The organism is Halovenus amylolytica, from assembly GCA_004015825.1.
Lineage (GTDB): Archaea > Halobacteriota > Halobacteria > Halobacteriales > Haloarculaceae > Halovenus > Halovenus amylolytica.
Map to the genome: position 1 here is coordinate 1 of SAYS01000022.1, position 19,622 is coordinate 19,622.

Here is a 19,622-nt window from a genome sequence, read left to right on the forward strand (position 1 = left end):
CCGGGATGGTCTCCGAGCTGAGACCATCCCTGGAGATGTTCAACTAGCCCTTGCTGAAGGTGCATATCTCCCCGATTGGTCGCCTGCTACGAGACAGTGGCGAAATTCATTGGGGCTAAACACGTACCCCATATCTTTCTAAAACTAATTTTCAAGTATAAACCTTGGCCTCGTCAATCATACTCTAGTGAGGTAACTGTCTGTAGCATCCGCGTAATCACTGATGACTGCTTCCATATTTTCGATGTGCTCACGTATCTCCGAGATGTTCTCTACGGCTAATCCATCAATGTACGATCCAAAACTAAACAACCCACGTTCGTAGGTTCGTCCGTCGATATGATCTGGAATTGTACGCCGGAAGAAATCTACAAACTCGCCGTATTTTGATGTCGATGTTGTTGCTCCTGCTGGAAGCCGATCCGAACCATCCCGACGATCAGTAAGATAGACGAATGCAGTCCATACGCGTGCGTCAAAGATGGGAAACCGCTGGGAATATGCCCCCCAATCACTGTCGGCAACGTGAAGTACAAACGCAGGGGCGACTACAGTCGCATTGGCGAGGGCTCCGTCTGAGACGAATCGCTGTCCAAGTGCTTCGACAGCAGCATCGGAATCCATCTCTAAATACCGGTTGACGTCGATTGATTCAAGCGTTGGCTGCACCGCATCGAAAGGAACACCTCTACTGAGATCTTTCCAGTCCCACAATTGCGCCGCACGGTCAACAAGTGTGTTAGACTCGGTGAGCGCCTCCTCGTATACCTCATCATCATCTTCATTGGTCTGATAAAATGTACTCCAGTACTCGGCATTGATTGGTGGTACAGACTCTAAATCCATTTCTGTAATGTTTGAACTGTCGCTAATCATTAACACATTCGGTCACTGTCGTACTGAAATAGCCGTTATCAATTTAAGTACCATCCTCTATCTGGATAGAGTGCCCTCCCGGGGAGGGCAGTGCTCACCCATGACTGATATCACGTACGACGGCGGCGGCGAGCGGCTCGTGGCTGACTCCCACCACGACAGCACCGAAGAAGAAAAAGAAAAACGCAAGCGCCTCACGCGGGGCAGTCTCTGACGGCGGTGTAGGGTTCTGAGTCGAATCAAGGAAACACATAACCGTGGAATCCGGTTTCAATTTATATACTGAAGATTTCCTATTGGAGTGAATCATGGATACACATGTTACCTTCGTACTGGATTCATCAGGATCAATGTCGTCGATCGAAGACGACACCAGGGGCGGGTTCAACACATTTCTCTCTGACCAGAAAGACGAGGAGGGAACGGCGACAGTAACCCTGTTTGATTTCAATACCTCAGTTGAGTGCGTCTACCGTGGTCGAGCTTTGGAAACAGCACCGGAACTAACACATGACACTTTCACTCCTGGTGGGAGAACAGCGCTCCACGACGCTATCTCAGTAGCGATTACAGATACAGTCGATTTGTTATCAGAGATTCATGCAGATGAACGGCCTGACAATGTAATCGTAGTCGTTCTGACCGATGGGAAAGAGAACGCCTCCGAGACGCCCCAGGAACGAGTTCGTGAGCAGGTTGAGAAACGGCGTGAAGAGTTCGACTGGGAGTTCCTGTTCATTGGCGCGAATCAGGATGCGGCGCTCACAGCGAGCAAGATGGGTATGAATCAGAATAAGTCCCTGGACATGGCACACAGCGGTGAAGGGGCACAGGCGGCCTACGAATCGACATCTGAACGGATCAGTGAAGTTCGTCGTACAGGTGAGACGAGTGGGTACGACGAACAGGATCGGCAGCGTCAGGAAGACACAGACGGAAATTAATAGCACTTCATCTCAATTTTCGCTCTGCGTTCGGACACACCACTCGTATAGTGCTTGTTTTTGTTCATTGGTAACCTCTCCGAACAGCATACCAAGTCGCCATCCAAGATTGTACCAGGTGAGAGAGTCCAACGCGTCACCCATAGATTCTCCATTCACTGCTTTCGTCCAGCCGGATTTGAACGCGCCTTGGTGAGAACTATTTGGATTAGTAGTTCGAATATCCTCTTGATAATGTAACCCATCAATAGACGCTAATTGTCCAGAGGTGCTGGTTATATTTTCTGGGTTGAATTGCTCTCTAATAATCTCATCAGTATGTGGCTTGATCCCACCCTCCGGGGTAAAAATCACCTCAAGCGGGGTATGATCAGAGAGTTCATCATACTGATGAAGATACTCTGCAGTGGTGGGATCGAGGGCTTCGCTTGCAAACATGTGATCGAATCGGCGACGCCACTCGTTATCCCCGTTTTTTGTGACGAAGCTGTAGGCATTGTCCCCGTACCCGTTCACTGTTCTATAAGCGTCTGCAAGGTCGTGTTCTGCCAGGCCGACAATAACGCTCCGTTCACCCTCAATCCAGCGGTTTTCGCTTCCCCAGACAGTAACCTCACCGCTTGCACTCTCTTCTTTCGGTGAATTGAAATCACCACAGAGGAAGCGGTACTCTGGATGGTTATCGTCGGCCACCAAGCGCTGATATATCCCCTCAAACATCTCTATTTTTTCGATACCGAACATACTGCCGGGGAGAACGTGCACTGAGTGGCCTTCAATACGTCCAAATGGGGTATAGAATTCGGCTGATAGTGCATGATGTTGATACGGCATATCGAATGTATCGGGGGATAATACCCGGAATGGCCAACGGCTGGCAAAGGCGATTCCGGAACTGTTGTCTCCAGCACCGGGATTGAACTCATGGCTATGTGCCGCATACTCGAAACCATGTTTACGAAGCAATTCACGTGCTTGACGACCGGCTTTGATACCGAACTCCTGTAGAGCAATAATATCTGGGATCCGTTGATTCAGTGCTCTAAGTTGATCACCAAGTCGGTCGATACTGCTCCGTTCGATATTCCAGGAGATGAGCTTCAACTGTGGGTTGGACATCGTTCTTGTCATTACCTAATATTTACTGGACCCAAAATTTGTTCGACGAATTTTAACTTTATAATTCAAATCTATATGAACTACGGTGAGTATTGTATGATAAAAATCAGTATAGTATCCTTTACATATCAGAAACAACTATACTAAAAGAAATATAGAATTGAGATATGACTGAAAATCAACCTGATATTGACGATATCACGAAAGAGATCGACGACATTCTCAATGATATCACAGGAGACGAAGATACAGACGCGGCATCAACCGAAGATTCATCACCGCGGAATCGCGGTCACTTTGCGTCACAGTCGACCGCAGAACAGGTGTTAGAGGTTCTCCAAAAGGATGCTAGAGCATCGTATAAAGATATTGCTGACCGGGTAGGTGTATCAAAACCAACTGTGAGAAAATACATCAACCAATTGGAAGAGAAAGGAATAATAACTGGATATTCTGTCGACGTAAGTCCTCAAAACCTCACAGATACCACAATTTCGGTTGTAAGGATAGAAATCGAAGATGAAGATTTAGATGAGACCAGCGAAAAGGTGGCGGAGATCGATGAAGTCTTCTCTTTATTTACAATGCAGAACACATCTGGTATAGTTGCTGAAATCAGAGCAACTGATTTTATATCCCTCAGCAAAGTCGTTAGTGAAAAAATATCGACTCTTAGCGGAGTTAAATCAACCTCGTTGACGATACTAGAACGGCAACATCATTGAATTCAAACAACAGTCTTGAGTATACCAGTTTATTACAAATAATAAAAATATAATCGAAGATACATTTATTGACTTCCAACAACTGCCCTAATAACGGTGACCTGTTGTTCTGAAAGGCCATCGATGGCAGCGAGTTCTTGATCGCTCGCTGCCTTGAGGTCAGCACGTGTTTTGTATCCGGCTTCAGAAAGGGCATCAGCAACCATCGATGAAACACCCCGGACATCTTCTACTGGGAGATCGCTGCTCTCGCTACTCGCGTCGTCCTGCGGTGGAGATGAAGATCCCTCAGATATATTCAGTTGTGTTTCCGTCGGAGCCGAACCTGATTTCTCATTATTAGGTAGCCTATTAAGTGACTCTGGAGGAGTCTCTTTATTAATTGGTTTACCCTCAGAAGAAGCAAGAACCGGCGGTGACGGCCGGAACTCAGCTAATAGTGCTCTGGCACGCTGCAGTTCAATTTTTGTTTCGACAAGGACAGGGAGTGGTGTTTTCGAATCAGGAGAGACTGGCACATACCAAGCGTTGAGGTCAGACATTCGTTCATTCAATAGCCCGAAGACTGCCGGAGAAGGATGAGTAACATCAAGAAAATTAAACTCGGTGAGGCGTTTTTTGTTTCCTCGCTCGTCACGGTATTCACTGATACTTACACGGTCCGTGTTCTTCAGTTGTCCACCATACCCTGTCGTCTGTTCACCAAATCCTTCCTCGTCGATCATTGAACGTGTGTCTCGAACCCACTGCCTGAACGGGTCGGATTCCTCAAGTTCATCGAGACCGCTTTTCAATAGTGCTTTGTGAATGAGACAAAGGCTACGGAATGCATCATAATGTTCGACAAGCGGCGATGTAGCGGGAACTGAGTCTCCGTCAGTAGAGGTGGATTCAGAGTCCTGATCCGCCATTATTTACAACTCAGTAGGCAAAGCACTCACAACTATCGGTTTTATTGTTGATGCTATCAACCCAGTTTAAAGAAAGTGACAGAGATATTTACGACTCTATGTGCCATTTTTTCTTAAAATAGCATGTTTGGTATAATTTGTTACTAGAGCGTGTGCTACAAGTATTCACATGTTCAGTCTATCCAAGTACTAATAGGCCCTGTGTGCAAGTCCCAGGATTGATGAGTCGTTCGTGCTATCTACACTTTTTATTTTTTGTACTTTCTTTTATTACTATTCTCAGTCCAGTATACCTATTTTGCATCATAACAGATTAGCAGTGATTCTTTTAAATATAAGTTACATCAAAACTAAATTAGCAACTATATTGGATTAAAAAGTATAATTTTTTAGTATCTATTTATTATCATTTAGTATAACCCGTAGTTCATATTTAAGTAGCTACGGTAGGCTGGTGAGAACGAGTCCAGTGGAATTGACCCCGATGTCTCAATCACAAAAGAATCGGCGGCAGACCGTCCATCCGAGTCGTATAGCACAGTTTTATAGCCTGAATCAATGCCCAGCGTATCTTGCCCACGAGTATGGCGGTGTGATGGATGAGGGTGAAATCGACGATGTTCCCGTGAGCCCGTTGCTCGAAACCGCCGGAGCCTCCCACGAGCGAAGCCAATTGAAGGCGGTGTTAGACGCTAATGTGGAAGCAGTTGGACCACGGGATCACCGACTCGCTGAACGATTTGATCGAACATGGAGCGGAACTGTTAATTCCGACGTTGACACGGTCTCCGCCCTTGTCGAAGACGTTGCAGACGACTCAGATCGCGGACCTATTGTGTTACATGAAGCACCGATCAGTGAAACGATTGGAGCCTGGCCCGTCGAAGGCCGTGCTGATGTGGTTTTCCTAATCCCTACCGACCGCGGAGCGAGGATTCACATCGTCGAAATCAAATCAGCTTCTGAGACGTATACTCATCACAAGCTACAGGTAGCGGCCTATGCATTGGGATTCAAACAGCAGTTCGAAGACAGGCACGATGTTTTCGTCAGCGCAAGCGTGACCAACAGTGAACAAACGCTCGCATCAGTGGTAACTGCGAAAGCCGGAATCGATATCGAGGTGTTACCGAGAGTTGATTTACGCCCTCACGAAAACGACATCAAATTACTACTGGAGAAAGGGGGTCCAGTCGACAACACATTACCCGCAGGTGATGACTTACCACCGCATCAGCTCAATACGAGCTGTGAAGGATGTCCACACCAATCGAAGTGCTTGGGACACGACATCGTCAATCAAGACCTAGCTCTTCTACAATTACCAGAAAGCACGCAGCGAACACTCGAAGAACATGGAGTGACAACTGTTTCAGAGGTGGCATCACTGTACAAAATTCCCACCGATTCTTCTAAACGAACGCCGGTGAATTATAATACCCTGCAGCCTGCTAAACCGGAACTCGTAGAGAGAATTCAAAACGAGACGGATCGTTCCGATCTGGCTGAACTTGCGCAAATAGCCCATCGTTTTCGTCGTGAACTGGAACCAGCGTTTGACCGTGACAGACGACAGAATGCTGATGAGGGACCCTGGCCGCTCTCGCTGGTTGGGAGCGGCACAAATTTTCCTGATGACGACCCAAATGATGAGAACTGGGACGGTGAGTGGGATCGGTATCCGAAACGATCGCTCGTCCGCGTATACCCGACTGTCGTCCATGACGAGGTTCGGAACAGAATTGTCTATCTTGGCGCTGCGGTCACGTCATCACGATATGAAGATGCTGGTAACGACCCTGTGAAAGTCGTGGCAAGGCCGAAGGAACTCCCGCAAAGAGAGAAAGACAAAGATGCAGAGGAACGTAGGCTTCTTGAAACGTTTTTCAAGGACCTTTCAGATGCAGTCTCCACAGTGGCACCGGATCTCTCCGACGAGGATTCAAACTGTTCGAATGGCGATGGATATATCCATCTCTATTTTTGGAGCGAGCGTCATCGGGATGCGCTCACGGATGCAACGAAACGTCACCCCGACGCGACAGCTAGCACACCACTACGAAAACTCCTCGGCCTTCGTCCCGAGATCGATCAGGAGACAGTCAGTGTCCTCACAGCCGAGTTCCGGAATCGCCACGCATTGCGGTACCCAGGGCTTGGGATTGTACAGACGGTTGCACAATTCTATACGGGCGAACCGCTCGACTGGAATGATAACTGGAACCGTGATGACTATGATATTAAAGAGGTATTCGATGAAGGTCTCTTTCGGATGGCAGTGCCAGTGGAATCTTTAGGTGGGAACCGAATTTTACCACAGTTCGATGATGGATATGTGATCCCCGACGATCGCCTTGAGGACGATGTGTATCCTGTCCTATGGCGCCACCGTGATACCGTACCACTCGAGTATATTTGGGCCTCTCAAGAGTTTGATGCACTCCGACCAGAGAATGCCGATGACAGGGAAACGAGAGAACGGATTCAGCGATACCGCCACTACGACGGCCCGGAGACGCCCAGAATCACGTTATCCGATATCGACCGACTTGTCGAAGCATTATGCAATGCGACGATGTACGTTGAACGGGCAATCCATTTCAAAGACGAAAGTGTTCCAAAGGAACCGTTGGCAGTCGGAGCACTCGAATCAGAAGAATTCGCTGAGACTGCACTGCAACGGGCCTGTATCGAGTATCAACAACTAGATCACGGTGCAAAGAAGGACGCGATTGTAGAAACATACCGCCGTCCACTCCAACAACGTATCGCAGATGGTGACGCCGTAGCGTTTGAGTGCTCGCGCACACCAGCCGAGGGTGAGGCTACTATTCGAGGTGATATTATCACTAATATCGGGCGTGGCTCTTTCGGGACCGGGCCGCTCTCTATCAGTCCGGGAGACTGGGTTGTGATAACACCTCTGGAAGAAAACGACGGGCAACTCACGGAGACTCCTGACAAACCGTCGTACTATGGAAACTCGACTCTGGCCGTCGTCGAGCGAATCAATCACGACACAGTATCGCTATTTTCAATCTGGGACGAGGGTGACTGGCCACACTCGACGGACCCCAGTATGACCTGGCATTACGGGTGGACATCATCCGAGCAGGAAGCGAAAGAGGCCGAGCATTTCCGGAGCCAGGCAGGACGTAGATATGATAAGACACTGATCCGTCGCGGGACAAAATTTGTCGTCGATACTGCCATCGACGAGTACACTGCCTACCGATCTCGAAAAGCCCTCGAACATGCAACAGAGAATGTCATCCACAATCGGTTAGAGGCAGTGTATGAAAAAGAAGAGACTGATGCGCTTCAACAGACAGTGTGTCCTGAAGAACCCGTCGAGGAGTTCTTAGAACTCTTCGATGAGGTGATGCCAGACGATATAAATGAGGAACAGAGGTCGTTTGTTCGACAGGTCGATCACACGATTACTGCACTCCAGGGTCCGCCTGGAACGGGGAAGACCAGCATGGCATCGACCCCGGCTATGCTTTCTCGGGCCTTCGCCCAGGGATCAGGATTTAATGGCCTTTGTACAGCACACTCAAACACCGCTGTGGACGAACTTGTCAGCGATGCTGCGGAAGGACTGCGCCGACTTCAGAACGAGGGACACCTGAGCGATATCGAACTTATCAGGGTTCGGTCTGCAGCAACTTATCACAAGACACCGCCGAACGTGAGTGATATTCATTACCGGGAGGAAGAAGAGAAATTACTGGAACTGTTCAACGAGACAATGAGCAGCGAATCGAGCGTTATCATTTTCGCTACGCCAGTCACTTTGCGGAATGCTCTCAACAAAGTTGTGCAGTCTGAGAGCGAAAACCACGATACGGTAGAGGAAATGATGGCCGAAGGAAAATCTAAGCTGTTCGATGCAGCACTGGTCGACGAGGCCAGTATGATGGACCTTCCGGTGCTGTTTCTCGCGGGGGCTTTCATTCGTGATGACGGGCAGCTAATGCTGGTCGGCGACCATCGGCAGATGCAACCGATCCAGGCCCACGACTGGGAAACTGAAGATCGCCAGCCGATCGAAGAACATACACCTGCACTATCGGTCCTCGATTTCATCCGGTTCGCACGCGGTGATGTTGGTGCTGAACTGGATTATCTCGAGCGTGACCCACCGGAGTGGCCGAATTCAGATGCGGTTCTACCAATGGTGCAACTGACAGTCACGTATCGACTTCCTCAATCCGTAGCCGAGCTTGAAACGGACCTCTTCTACAGTCGTGACAACATCGGTCTTGAGAGTGGTATCGATAATCCCCCAACTATACCAGATGTGCGTTCAAATGTCGATACCGAGTGGCTCCGAGCAGCACTTGATCCTGATCCAAGAGTGACGCTCTTGATCCACGATGAAAACAGAGCCCGACAGGAGAGTCCCTTCGAAGCAGAATTAACACGACGTGTTGTGGACGCCCTGCCTACAGCATCCCCGGCAGACCGACAGGTCGGCCAGTCCATCAGTTCTGGGGTCGTCGTGCCTTTCCGCAGGCAGCGCAGGCGGTTACGGCAAGAACTGGCACAACACGTACAGGTCGATACTGTAGAGAAGTTCCAGGGGGGCGAACGCGACCTTATCATCCTCTCAATGACAGCCGGTAACCAAGGGTACGTCAACACACTCGCAGAGTTCTTGCTTGACCCAAACCGGTTCAATGTCGGAGCAAGCCGAATGCGACAAAAACTGGTCATCGTTGCCTCGAAGGCGCTGTTCCGGGCGGGTTCGACAGATGCCAGTGAGTACGCCGATCAGAAGTCTTGGAAGCTACTGTACAATCGTCTTGTCCGTAACGAAGCGTCAGACGCTAAAATAACATTCACAGATGCCGATTTCCCTGGTATAGACGGCCAGAGCGTGACACTGGCCGTCTACTCCGGGTTCCGTGACCGCGGAAACAATTAATACTGTACAACAGACATCAACGCCAATCACAAATAATCATGAAAACACCTCAAACTCGTCTCGACAACGCGGTTGACCGCGCGGCAGAAGTCACCTGGTGGAATCGGCAGATGACCAAATTAACAGACATAGACGGTGTCGGTGATCCAGAGTCGTTCGTTGCCAACGAGATCGTTGAGCGGAAAGGTCCTTACGTCGAATTCGTTGACGCCCCAGCTTTTCACGAGGCGTCTGCGGCCAAATTCCTTCATAACCTCGGATACCACGACCACATCATCGACGCGATGACTGCAGAATTATTTGGTGGCGACGAATCCGGATCACTCTATCAGCATCAGGCAGAGACGATATCCGCGATTGAAAACGATAACAAGGACAATATTCTGGCAGTACCGACAGCAGCTGGAAAGACCGAGGCGTTCTTCCTTCCAATCCTTGATCACTGTCTATCAACAAACGAACCCGGTCTGAAGTCTATCGTGCTATATCCGATGAAAACACTCGGCGTTGATCAGCTCAATCGATTTGTCACATATCTCGACCAGATCAATCGACGGCGTGATCCCGAAGACCGAATCACGATCGGGATCTGGGATTCTGATACTCCAAGTCGTGTTGGAACACGCGACCATGAGGTTGAGGCCGGTTCGTTCGTCCGCGGGCTCGAATGTCCGCGGAGTGGTGAGAAATTAAAAGTGCTCGGGGATATCAGCGTGGGCACAGACGATAATCAATATCCCTGGTTACGCGTAACACGGGAAAGTATCCGCCGCGGTGTCGATATTTTGCTCACCGGTCCAGAAGCTCTGGATTTCATGTTCGTTAGCGATAATGAGCAGACAAGGTCAATCCTTGGTGAGCAGCCTGGTGAGGCCCCACTAAGACATATCGTTTTTGATGAGGCTCACGTCTGGTCTGGTATCCAGGGCGCTGCGATTTCTCTCTTGTCCAGACGGCTCAAAGCGCACTACGCTGATAGAGACCCACAGATTACGATGGTGTCTGCGACAGTAGATAATCCAACTGAACTCGCCGCTGACCTCACCGGAACATCCGAAAATCAAATTAACACTGTGGAGTTTACGCCGCGAACCTTCGAGACGAGTGGGTCGCCCTTGTTCGACCGATTCGAACCCTGCACGTTACAAGATATCGTGACAACACTCGCAGTGATTCGGGCGGCCGATGAGATGGAACTCAACAATTTGGGACTTGAAAGTGCCCTTGCAACGTTGCAATCAGTCGGCCTCGTGACTGAGTCAGCCGAAGTCTCCCCCGAACATCAATGGCTGACGAGTACGGTTGATGAGGCGATCGACCGGGCAGTAGAACATCTATCGGACGATGACTCTGTGATGTCTGTAGAACGGTCAGAAATAGTGATGGAAGACCGTGGTCAGAAGAAAATTATCGAATCTGTCCTCGAGATGGGCGGAACTCAGTCAGAGTGGTTCGACTTCGCTGTAAAACACGTTCCTGAGGTAGAGCAACTTGCTGACTGGTTCAGTGAAGATACAACTGGGGTCGTAGAATTCAAACACTATGACGACCTCGTCGAGCGGATGGCTGAGACGGGTGTCGATGATCCAGAAGGAACGCTGCAGACGGTAATGTCATTCGGTCGACTCGCAGGTGTCGTGACGGAAAAGTATCACACTTTCCTCAAACCTCCGCACAAGGTCTTCTGGTGTCGAGAGTGTGAGCGGCTGTCCCGCGATAGCCGCTGTCCAGAGTGTGGTCATAGCCTTCCGGAGATACAATTCTGCCGCCGCTGCCACCAACCACACGTGGAAATCCCAGCAGAAGACGAGACATCATTCATGCCAGTAGGTGGCTACGCTTCCCAGAATGCCAGTCAAGAAGGGGAATGTCCTGGCTGTCACCGGTCCCCGCAGTTGACAGACATCGGCGTTCCAACCTCATCACTTCTTTCGTACATGTTGACTGAACTGTGTCGTGTTTCGCCATCGAAGAAGACACTCGTATTTTCTGACTCTCGGAGTACGGCCGAATCAGTTGGAGACCGAATCATCGACACAGAGTATGGTCTGATGGCTGAAACACTCTATGTCAAGGAACTTCTCGATAACGGAGGCCGGATGGATAACTACGACCTCTTCCGATCAGTGTCAAATCAACTACGGGAAGCATACTGGGACCCGCTCATCCAGAACAATATGAATGAGGACGGAACTGCCTACAATTTCTTGCGCACGTTATTGGATGAGATCGAAGGCAAGGCGATGCTCTCAAACTGTAGTAACTTGCTTGACAGCACACTCATCACTGCTGCAATAATTTACGATACCGACGATCTCGATAGGTTGCTTGTCGGTCATGCGCTGTATAAACTGTTCGTCGGGAAATCGAGCGCGTCGTTCTCTAAACAGCGAATGCAATTCGACGGGCTGACGCGATCAAAAATAATCGACCGACTCAGATCACGAACCGGATTCACTCAACAGACTGTCGAGGAACATCTTGACGCCGTATTAAAGGATTTGCTCGACAGCGGCGTCATTGGCGAAATTCCGTGGGAGGAAATTCGGGATACGATACAGTCATCGACACAAGGGGAAGCGGTCAAAGATGAAGTGTTCGATTTCATCGAGAACGCGCGCGAAACAGCACTCAAACATGGACTGACGGATGAGGGCGAAAGTGGGGTATTCCGCCGAACCCCGCGACAGGACGACACTGAAATCGCCCTTCTTCCACAGGTAGCGTTCTGTGAAGAGTGTTATCGGTCATATCCTGTTACGAGCAATGGTGAAAGTCTCGACCACTGTCTCCATTGTGGGCACTCGGTTACCACGCATACAAGATTTACAAAGAACAATGAGGGGCGCCTCGTAGCTTCTCCCGGGTATGCCACAGAGGTTGGAGAGTGGGAGTACGCACTCGATCACTGGGCACACGATATTACGATGCCAATCCGTGACGGTGCCGATCCAGAGTTTATCTCAGTAGGCATCCACAAAGGAAATATTCCACACACCCTCCGTGGGGCTATTGAGGAGGGATTCCGCAAGGACGACCCAGATGTTAATATCGTAAGTGCAACCCCAACAATGGAACTGGGCGTTGATATCGGGACTCTCGATACCGTCGCCCAAGTTGGAATTCCGCCAACATTGACTAATTATGTCCAGCGAAGCGGTCGGACTGGCCGAACACGTGGCAGTTCCTCGCTGGTCGTTACAGCAGTGCGTGGGAACCACCCCGTCGATAGCCACTACTATGGGAATCTGGAGACGTTCCTTGGGGACTTCGAACCGGTCCGAGTCCCAGATCCGTTTGACTTTGACGAATTGCTCGCGGGCCATGTAGTCACGGAAGTCTTCGCGTACTTAGCTCGTAATCCCCACGAAAGCAATGTCTTCGAACGGATGTATACCGTCGATGAACGGAAAGAGAACCTCGTCAATTTTGTGAACAAGGTGACAGAGCAACTCGACATCCTCCGGGAGTTCATGCTGGAGGAGCGGCGGCCAGCTGTTGAAAATCATATTCGTTCCATCTTCGGTGAGCGCGGTGTCGAGACACTTGAGTTGGTCTTCGAACAACACGGCCCTCTCTCGCTTGACAACCGGATGGATCGAACCTTCTCAAATCTCACCGATGTCGCCGCCGATGGTGAGCAAAATAAGGCGTTCACCGACCAGAACAACCGTTTAGATCAGTGGCTTCAGCATCTTGGCTATTTGGCTAATTATCGTTCCTTTGGCCAGAGTTTCCCAGTCAATTTCACAGGAGCGAATGACGGTATTGAATTCGAATCTGAGGGCCGCCTATACGACATGTTCCCAGGAGAAGAAAACGATCTTGGTGCCGTCCTGACACTCCACGGGACGGACTACATCGTTGACGATGTCCACGGAACGGCGACACCCCTCACAACAGTTGCGGTTTGTGAGAACGAAGAATGCGGGCGTCCGTTCCAGAGCTACGAACCGTCGGTTGATCATTGTCCACACTGCGAGACAGAACTTTCCGAAACAGAGGTTCACGGCGTGGGATCGGTTGAGTGTACCGCTGCCAAGGGTGGTCAGAAAGGCTATTCCACTCGAGGCTTGCAGTCCACCTACATTGAGGAGCCAACTACCGAATCTGCGGTCCGATCACGGGATGAACAGACGCTGTTCGGACTGGACTGCCAGCTTACCTTCGGCCAGTTGGAAGTGACCGATTTCGTTTCTGCCTTCGAACGCTGGCACTCTAGAGGGAGTTCCAAGGAGATACTCCGCTCGGAGGCCGTCATTGAACAGGATGAGGCAACTAGCACAGGGAGTGGCTCCTGGCGAGATCGGATGGATGATGCCGAAGAAGAGATCTATCGTCCGGTTGGCCAGCAGTACTTCACACAGGGACTTGTGTTGCGATTCGATAAGGCACCACTCCAGTCTCGCTACGAGACGCTCACCCACGAAACAGTCTCGTGGCCACAGGCAGTGGTGAGCTTGGAACAGGCCCTAGAGAAATCGGTCGCTATTGTCGCCGAGTGTGATCGGTCGGATTTCCGTGTCAAGACCACCACGACAGCGGACGAGGTGATTGTGTATCTCGTAGACTCCCGCCAGGGTGGAAACGGAATTACCTGGCAGGTCCTCCAGCAACTGGACAGTGTCGTACAGCGTGTCCGGGAGGTGGCCGGCTGCCAGCGCTGTAGTGACTACTGTGATGAGTGTCTGCTGCTAGCTCGGACTCCGGGATACTACCTGGATAACGACTTGCTGGACCGACGGACATTGGCAGCGATCATCGGTGATACAGAATGATACGTGACCGACTCCTGAGCGAAGTCAAGGATGCCGACATCGCCTACATGTACGACCCCCGAGAGAACTCCAGATGGGGTCTCTTGCGCGGAATCCCCGCTCTGTATTATCTCGGTGTTAATGACTTTACATACCCGACGTCTTGGTGTCAATTCAATCGGGGCGATCGCCATTTCGAGTTAGATTACGAGTACCACGTTGTCAGCAATGGACTGGACATCCCAGACTCGAATCCGGAGTTCGGCGTGGTAACAAACGATCACTACGAACACGAAACACCATACACGATTAAATACCTGATCAATCGGTATACAGTTGCTGACGCTACGCTATTCGTACTCACGGATAGCAAGCGATTTGAACCGCAGGACGCCAAACGCCCACTCTATCAGGACCCCTGTGCCGAACTGATCGGCTCGTACAACACCGTCTACGATGCCTTCGAGAGGGCATACAACGAGGCAGGATGGCAACTGCCGCTAACTGATACGAAGAATCTCTTTTTGCAAGACAATGCGAATCTCTTCGAGTTCGTCGAGGGCAGAACTGTGACTACCACAACAGAACTGTTCAGTAAACTGCCCGAAAATCCGTACCTGCCGCTATACGATGCAATGTCGAGCGTTTTCAGTCGGCCTGATGAACTTGGCACCGTGCCACTTGATGGTGACAACGGAAAGCCAGAGTTGGTCCGTTGGCTCAGACGACGAATCGAGTGGGACCGCGATACAGCCCGGGGGGTTGTCACGAACCTCAACCAGGCCGTTATCGACGATGGGAGTCGGTTCGATAAGGCTGCTGCAAGACGAACTCCGGCCGTTCGGGACGCTTACCTCGAAGCGAAGAAACTCGATAGCAACGACTCACCAATAAACAACCGATACACAACGTGGCTACAGCGATACAATCTATGAGCGAAGGATATATCCTAAACACACTACAGTCGCCAGCACTCCTCAAACCAGTGTACGAATCTGTCCAGAACGGGAACGTAACCCGAGAAGAAATCTCAGAGAATACTGGGTTAGACTCTAATGATATTCAAGAAGCAACAGGGGGATTACGCCTCGCACGATTACTTGGTAAGGAAGACGGTGAGTACTACACGGCAGAGGTACCGTGGGAGATTACAGATACAGAACTCGAGTTTCGAATCGGAATTCTTCACGGCCTGGCCAAAGAGTGCCAACCTAGTGACTGGGGAAAACAGGCAGTAGTGTTACTAAATTATCAGTATTTCATGGTTAAAGATATTCAGTACTTCAACCGGACAGATTCGGTGGTTTACGATACAATCAATGAGTGGCACCGGTCGGAGAAAGATTACGTCCCGACATCGAAAAACGGGGAAATTGACCTCAATAAGCACAAAATGGTCAACTGGAGTCGGATCGCAGAGTACTTGGGACTAATACACCAAGCTCGTGGCGCTGAATACACGGTGTATCCAGACCCGGAGCTTCTGCAGACTTCCATCTCGCTAGCGCTTGCTGACAGGGGCAGCGATAACCGCGTCGGAATTGAGGCCTATCTCAACTGGCTCGAAAGCAATCTTCTCCCAATCGAGTTGACCGCTGACGGTGATATACCAGCCCCGTTCGCCAGGGTACTCTTTAATCTCGTCAAACAAGAGGAGATCGAATTGGTTGAGTACGGAGACGCAGGGGCGATACAACTGGCACGAACTCCACGAGCGGACGGGATTGACCCTGATGCGAACACGATCAAGGTGATGAACAATGAGTAGTGAGAGCCGTAATTCATCGGTGTATTGCCCCCATCTAAAAGAAGTCGATAACGAAACACTCCAGCAACTGTTTAGCAAAGTTGCCGCCGTTCGATCGCAAAATCGAGAACTGTTCGATTTCACCCATCGGGAAATATCGGTGTTCCGAACAACCGGTAAGGATCGATCAGTAGTCTCAGAGAGAGAAGTATATGACCAGTTCGATCCTGACAGGCCGAAAAACTTCGCGGTTGTCATCGAGGGGGAGGTTGGCACCGGGAAATCGGAACTGTGTGCCTATCTAGCCCACCGACTCAAAGATGAGGGACGCCCTCTCCTGCACGTTGACAAAGAAGATGATCTGATGACTTTGTTGAGCGACCGCCTGCCAGAATTCTATTATGAGCAGTTCGGGATGGAGATGGAAGGTGCAGCACAGTTCAAACAGTTGCGTGAAGATATCGAGACGATGCCCAATGCAGTGGCAAACAGCGCTACTTCGACGGCAATACTGAATATTAAACGGCGTGGATACGATGTCACAGAGGGTGACGCCGACGTTGGGACGATAAAGGAGTTTGTCCAGTCTAAGCTTCAGTTGCTGGTCGAAAAGGGGGAGTTCGCCACGAAAATCCAATTTGTTACCGAACAAGAATATAAACAAGAAGACTTCTTGCAAATATTCGGGTCGGCAGTCGACGTTGCCGAAGCTGTCGAGGTCTTCAACGATGAGCTATGGCGTGTTGTTCGCGAACGGTACGATACAGCGTCACTTAGCGAGGTGCTCAAGCGTATTGGGAAACAGCTCGAGGATACGCGACCTGTCATCGTTTTCGAGGACTTTTCCATCACAGCCATGGAGGCGAACAAGCTTGCCAAGTTTATCGAGAGTGACCAGACGGAGAGCGCCTGGGACTTCATTATTGCTGGGACGAGAGACTCAACTGGCCCATTACACACCCAGACAGCGGAATCGAGATACGATTTCTACCAAACAAATGAACGTAATTCCCAGAGTGTCCTGTTTCTTGACCGGGATACTGCGGTTGACTTTGTCCGCCCGTATTTGGGGTATTTCAAGTCATTCGACGAGAGTGTCCGGTACAATGGTAAAGAAGACGGAGGTTTCTCCCTCCGAAAAGCACCGCCTGGTTCACGCTGTGCAGACTGTGGACTCTGTGAGGAACAGTTTCGTGATCTCTTCCCATTCAATGGGCCATTCCTAGAGCGCATTTATTCTGGTATGGAGGAAGCTGATAGACAGTCTCCTCGTGAATACATCATGACGGTTTTCGATGTTTTGAGTGACTATTACGAGGGAAAAGTGGACGTACCTTCTAACGCGGATACGTTGCGACCGCTCATCAATCGTGTCTCTGTGGCTGACGAAGTATTCGAGAATGCTGAAACATTCGCGCATCTGGCCCGGTGGTACGGCCGGCCGAACGATATCAACGACACTATAGAAATCGACAAACGCTTCGGAATAGCTTTTGAACTCTTCGAACGTGATGACGACGAGAGCAACCTTCCAAATCCAGTTCAATTCGATAATGGGAATATTGTCGTTCCTGCAGTTGGTGGATTAGAAGGCAAGTCGAAGGACACAGATCCCGAGCAGGAAGATGAAGACGATGATGACGAGAATGATGTCCCAGACACCGACCCCGTGGAAATTGAGTTCGAAGACAAGGCACCACTCATAAACTCCTGGCTTGAAGAGCCATCGAATTTCAAAGAAACGGGCAAATATATCGAACGTGGCTTACAGGATGCGATTGCTCGCCTGACCGACGAGTACACGTTGTATCCGGGAACGAAACTTGAGTATAACATCAGTTCACAGAAGCGTCCGTTCGTATTTTCTTCTCAGGAAAAGTTACCGGATAGTGACCAGATAGTTATCAATCTTGACGAATTCCGGCTTTCCGATTTGCGGGGTCTTCTCCGGTTTGGAATCGAACGAGAGAAAACACCGCGTGGTGCTGGTTACGAGGCGCTTTTGCAATCGATGGGAACACAGTTGACGGCGTATGCCCTTGCTTGGCGTAACGAAGTCCGTCATCAAAACTTGGAGAAGAGAAACAGGCTATACAAGCAGCACCCGAACTATGACTTCGCTGATTTCGTGATGGCGTACTATAGCTACGTCGTCATGATTGATTCACCGTGGGATGAGGTAACAGCCGATACCGTTCAGAAACATTTTGGTAGTGCCGATATCGACATCGACAACCGACTAGACGAATGGCTTCGGGATGAACTTGAGCATGAATCCTACCAGGCCATCCATCAGATGGTGGATGCTGCTGAAGATATTGAAAGAATGGTCGGCCACCTGTTCGGTGTCAGTAGCACGACGCTTGACGCACACCGGGTGCGTAGTTGGTTCGAAGACAATTCGCCGGAGGATATCCTCTCGAAACTCGGCCGTAGTCATATTAGGAATATTGATTCGAAGGTTCGGTTCAGTAATGGGTTCAAACTACGAGATATAGCAGATACAGCCTATGATGTCCGCAAAAGCTTCTCAGAGATACCAAACCGGTATCAGAAGTCAATCGTGGATGAGATTGCATCGAATCTTGATGGCTTCTCAATGAGTGATTGTGCGAACATCGTGGCCAACCTCGAGACATACGATGTTGACCCAGATCTAATGGAACCGCTCAAACGATTCAACCATCTGTCTCAGGAAACAGTCGATGAGACTGTGGATGCAGCATCGATGGCTAAGCAACTACACAATGGTTCGGGACTCGATCCGATACAGGCGACGCTGGCTAGTGTCGCGTTACGGGAAGGACAAGTCTATCAGCGGTATAGCGAGATACCAATGAAGTCTGCCAGTAGAACAAGCACGATTGGCAAGCGATTCCAAGAGGTGGGTGATCATTATGTCCAGTAATGAATCATTCGATCAGCAACTCGAAACGCTCTACGGACGATACCGACGCGAACATCTCGATGACCGACTGACAGAGCTTGCGGAAACGATGGAGGAAACATTGTTACACAAGGCTGTCGCTGACGCATTCTTCGAGGCGTCGGTCCAGATTGATACGTCGGTCAAGAAAACTGTCGAGGGAGCTATCGAGACACTTGAGTCAGGAGACTACGATACAATTGAAAACAACCTATCTGAGATTGAGGACGAGGTAGAACAGGCCGAAACCAGGGTAACTAATCAGGTTCAAGAACTCCGGATCAACCGAGAGGAAACAGTGACTGCAATGCAACGATTGAACGAGCGCGTCGACCGTGTCGATAGCGCGCAGGTCAAGGCTCTAAAGACTCTTCTCGACGATTGGAACTGGAGACCAATGGTGTATACCGAAGACAACGCGACGCTTGAAGAGCGTCGACAAGAAGCAACTCAATATGGGGAGGACATGTCGTCTGTGTATCACCAATTGAAACACGACCTCTTCAAGCGGTACGATGGGACTGAGCTCAGACCACTGGTCGACCGCTTATTAGACGAAGATCGTCTCCGACTCGGAGAACTCTCTGAAACAGAGCGGGAGCAATTGGCAAAGTCGGACCTAGCGGATGATATTGAATTGAAACTGTCGTAGACAACGGGGAATAGCTTAAAGCAACGGCGGTTTAA

Annotated in this window: 11 protein-coding genes; 8 read left to right on the forward strand and 3 right to left on the reverse strand. The window is 50.0% G+C overall.

Annotation, left to right across the window (positions count from 1 at the left end):
* Positions 1–177 precede the first annotated feature (177 nt).
* Positions 178–876, reverse strand: coding sequence for a hypothetical protein (locus EOW68_RS15895; RefSeq protein WP_128226153.1), 699 nt, complete (start codon positions 874–876; stop codon positions 178–180).
* Positions 877–1,184: 308 nt separating this feature from the next.
* Here EOW68_RS15895 and EOW68_RS15900 point away from each other — a divergent pair, with 308 nt between their 5' ends.
* Entirely contained in the window at positions 1,185–1,820 is a 636-nt protein-coding gene (locus EOW68_RS15900) for a vWA domain-containing protein (protein ID WP_128226154.1), read from the forward strand.
* 12 nt (positions 1,821–1,832) lie between these two features.
* Here the strand turns inward: EOW68_RS15900 and EOW68_RS15905 are convergent, their stop codons facing one another.
* Entirely contained in the window at positions 1,833–2,951 is a 1,119-nt protein-coding gene (locus EOW68_RS15905) for an endonuclease/exonuclease/phosphatase family protein (protein WP_128226155.1), read from the reverse strand.
* Between the two features lie 155 nt (positions 2,952–3,106).
* On the opposite strand from EOW68_RS15905, the gene EOW68_RS15910 reads away from it, so the two are divergent.
* Complete coding sequence (locus EOW68_RS15910) at positions 3,107–3,664, forward strand: Lrp/AsnC family transcriptional regulator (protein WP_128226156.1); 558 nt, start codon at positions 3,107–3,109, stop codon at positions 3,662–3,664.
* 65 nt (positions 3,665–3,729) lie between these two features.
* Here the strand turns inward: EOW68_RS15910 and EOW68_RS15915 are convergent, their stop codons facing one another.
* Complete coding sequence (locus tag EOW68_RS15915; protein WP_431358986.1) at positions 3,730–4,389, reverse strand: hypothetical protein; 660 nt, start codon at positions 4,387–4,389, stop codon at positions 3,730–3,732.
* 670 nt (positions 4,390–5,059) lie between these two features.
* Between EOW68_RS15915 and EOW68_RS15920 the strand changes: the two genes are divergently transcribed.
* From EOW68_RS15920 to EOW68_RS15945, 6 genes are read left to right on the forward strand one after another with little or no spacing between them, the layout of a single operon-like run.
* A complete protein-coding gene (locus EOW68_RS15920; RefSeq protein WP_128226158.1) occupies positions 5,060–9,505 on the forward strand; it encodes an AAA domain-containing protein in 4,446 nt (1,481 codons plus the stop codon).
* A gap of 38 nt (positions 9,506–9,543) precedes the next feature.
* Positions 9,544–14,283: a DEAD/DEAH box helicase gene (locus EOW68_RS15925; RefSeq protein WP_431358987.1), complete on the forward strand. Its 4,740-nt coding sequence runs from the start codon at positions 9,544–9,546 to the stop codon at positions 14,281–14,283.
* Positions 14,280–15,197: a hypothetical protein gene (locus tag EOW68_RS15930; protein WP_128226159.1), complete on the forward strand. Its 918-nt coding sequence runs from the start codon at positions 14,280–14,282 to the stop codon at positions 15,195–15,197. The genes EOW68_RS15925 and EOW68_RS15930 overlap by 4 nt, the downstream gene beginning before the upstream one ends.
* Positions 15,194–16,030 (forward strand): hypothetical protein, encoded by an 837-nt coding sequence (locus tag EOW68_RS15935; RefSeq protein ID WP_128226160.1) that lies wholly within the window; start codon positions 15,194–15,196, stop codon positions 16,028–16,030. Before EOW68_RS15930 ends, EOW68_RS15935 begins: the two co-directional genes overlap by 4 nt.
* Complete coding sequence (locus tag EOW68_RS15940; protein ID WP_128226161.1) at positions 16,023–18,917, forward strand: P-loop NTPase family protein; 2,895 nt, start codon at positions 16,023–16,025, stop codon at positions 18,915–18,917. The genes EOW68_RS15935 and EOW68_RS15940 overlap by 8 nt, the downstream gene beginning before the upstream one ends.
* Positions 18,907–19,587: a hypothetical protein gene (locus tag EOW68_RS15945; protein ID WP_128226162.1), complete on the forward strand. Its 681-nt coding sequence runs from the start codon at positions 18,907–18,909 to the stop codon at positions 19,585–19,587. The genes EOW68_RS15940 and EOW68_RS15945 overlap by 11 nt, the downstream gene beginning before the upstream one ends.
* The last annotated feature ends 35 nt before the right edge of the window (positions 19,588–19,622 follow it).

Coding starts and splice junctions, on each gene's coding strand:
- EOW68_RS15935 (WP_128226160.1), top strand. CDS start 15,194: ATGAGCGAAGGATATATCCTAAACACACTACAGTCGCCAGCACTCCTC.
- EOW68_RS15900 (WP_128226154.1), top strand. CDS start 1,185: ATGGATACACATGTTACCTTCGTACTGGATTCATCAGGATCAATGTCG.
- EOW68_RS15940 (WP_128226161.1), top strand. CDS start 16,023: ATGAGTAGTGAGAGCCGTAATTCATCGGTGTATTGCCCCCATCTAAAA.
- EOW68_RS15895 (WP_128226153.1), bottom strand. CDS start 876: ATGATTAGCGACAGTTCAAACATTACAGAAATGGATTTAGAGTCTGTA.
- EOW68_RS15930 (WP_128226159.1), top strand. CDS start 14,280: ATGATACGTGACCGACTCCTGAGCGAAGTCAAGGATGCCGACATCGCC.
- EOW68_RS15945 (WP_128226162.1), top strand. CDS start 18,907: ATGTCCAGTAATGAATCATTCGATCAGCAACTCGAAACGCTCTACGGA.
- EOW68_RS15920 (WP_128226158.1), top strand. CDS start 5,060: ATGTCTCAATCACAAAAGAATCGGCGGCAGACCGTCCATCCGAGTCGT.
- EOW68_RS15910 (WP_128226156.1), top strand. CDS start 3,107: ATGACTGAAAATCAACCTGATATTGACGATATCACGAAAGAGATCGAC.
- EOW68_RS15915 (WP_431358986.1), bottom strand. CDS start 4,389: ATGATCGACGAGGAAGGATTTGGTGAACAGACGACAGGGTATGGTGGA.
- EOW68_RS15925 (WP_431358987.1), top strand. CDS start 9,544: ATGAAAACACCTCAAACTCGTCTCGACAACGCGGTTGACCGCGCGGCA.
- EOW68_RS15905 (WP_128226155.1), bottom strand. CDS start 2,951: ATGACAAGAACGATGTCCAACCCACAGTTGAAGCTCATCTCCTGGAAT.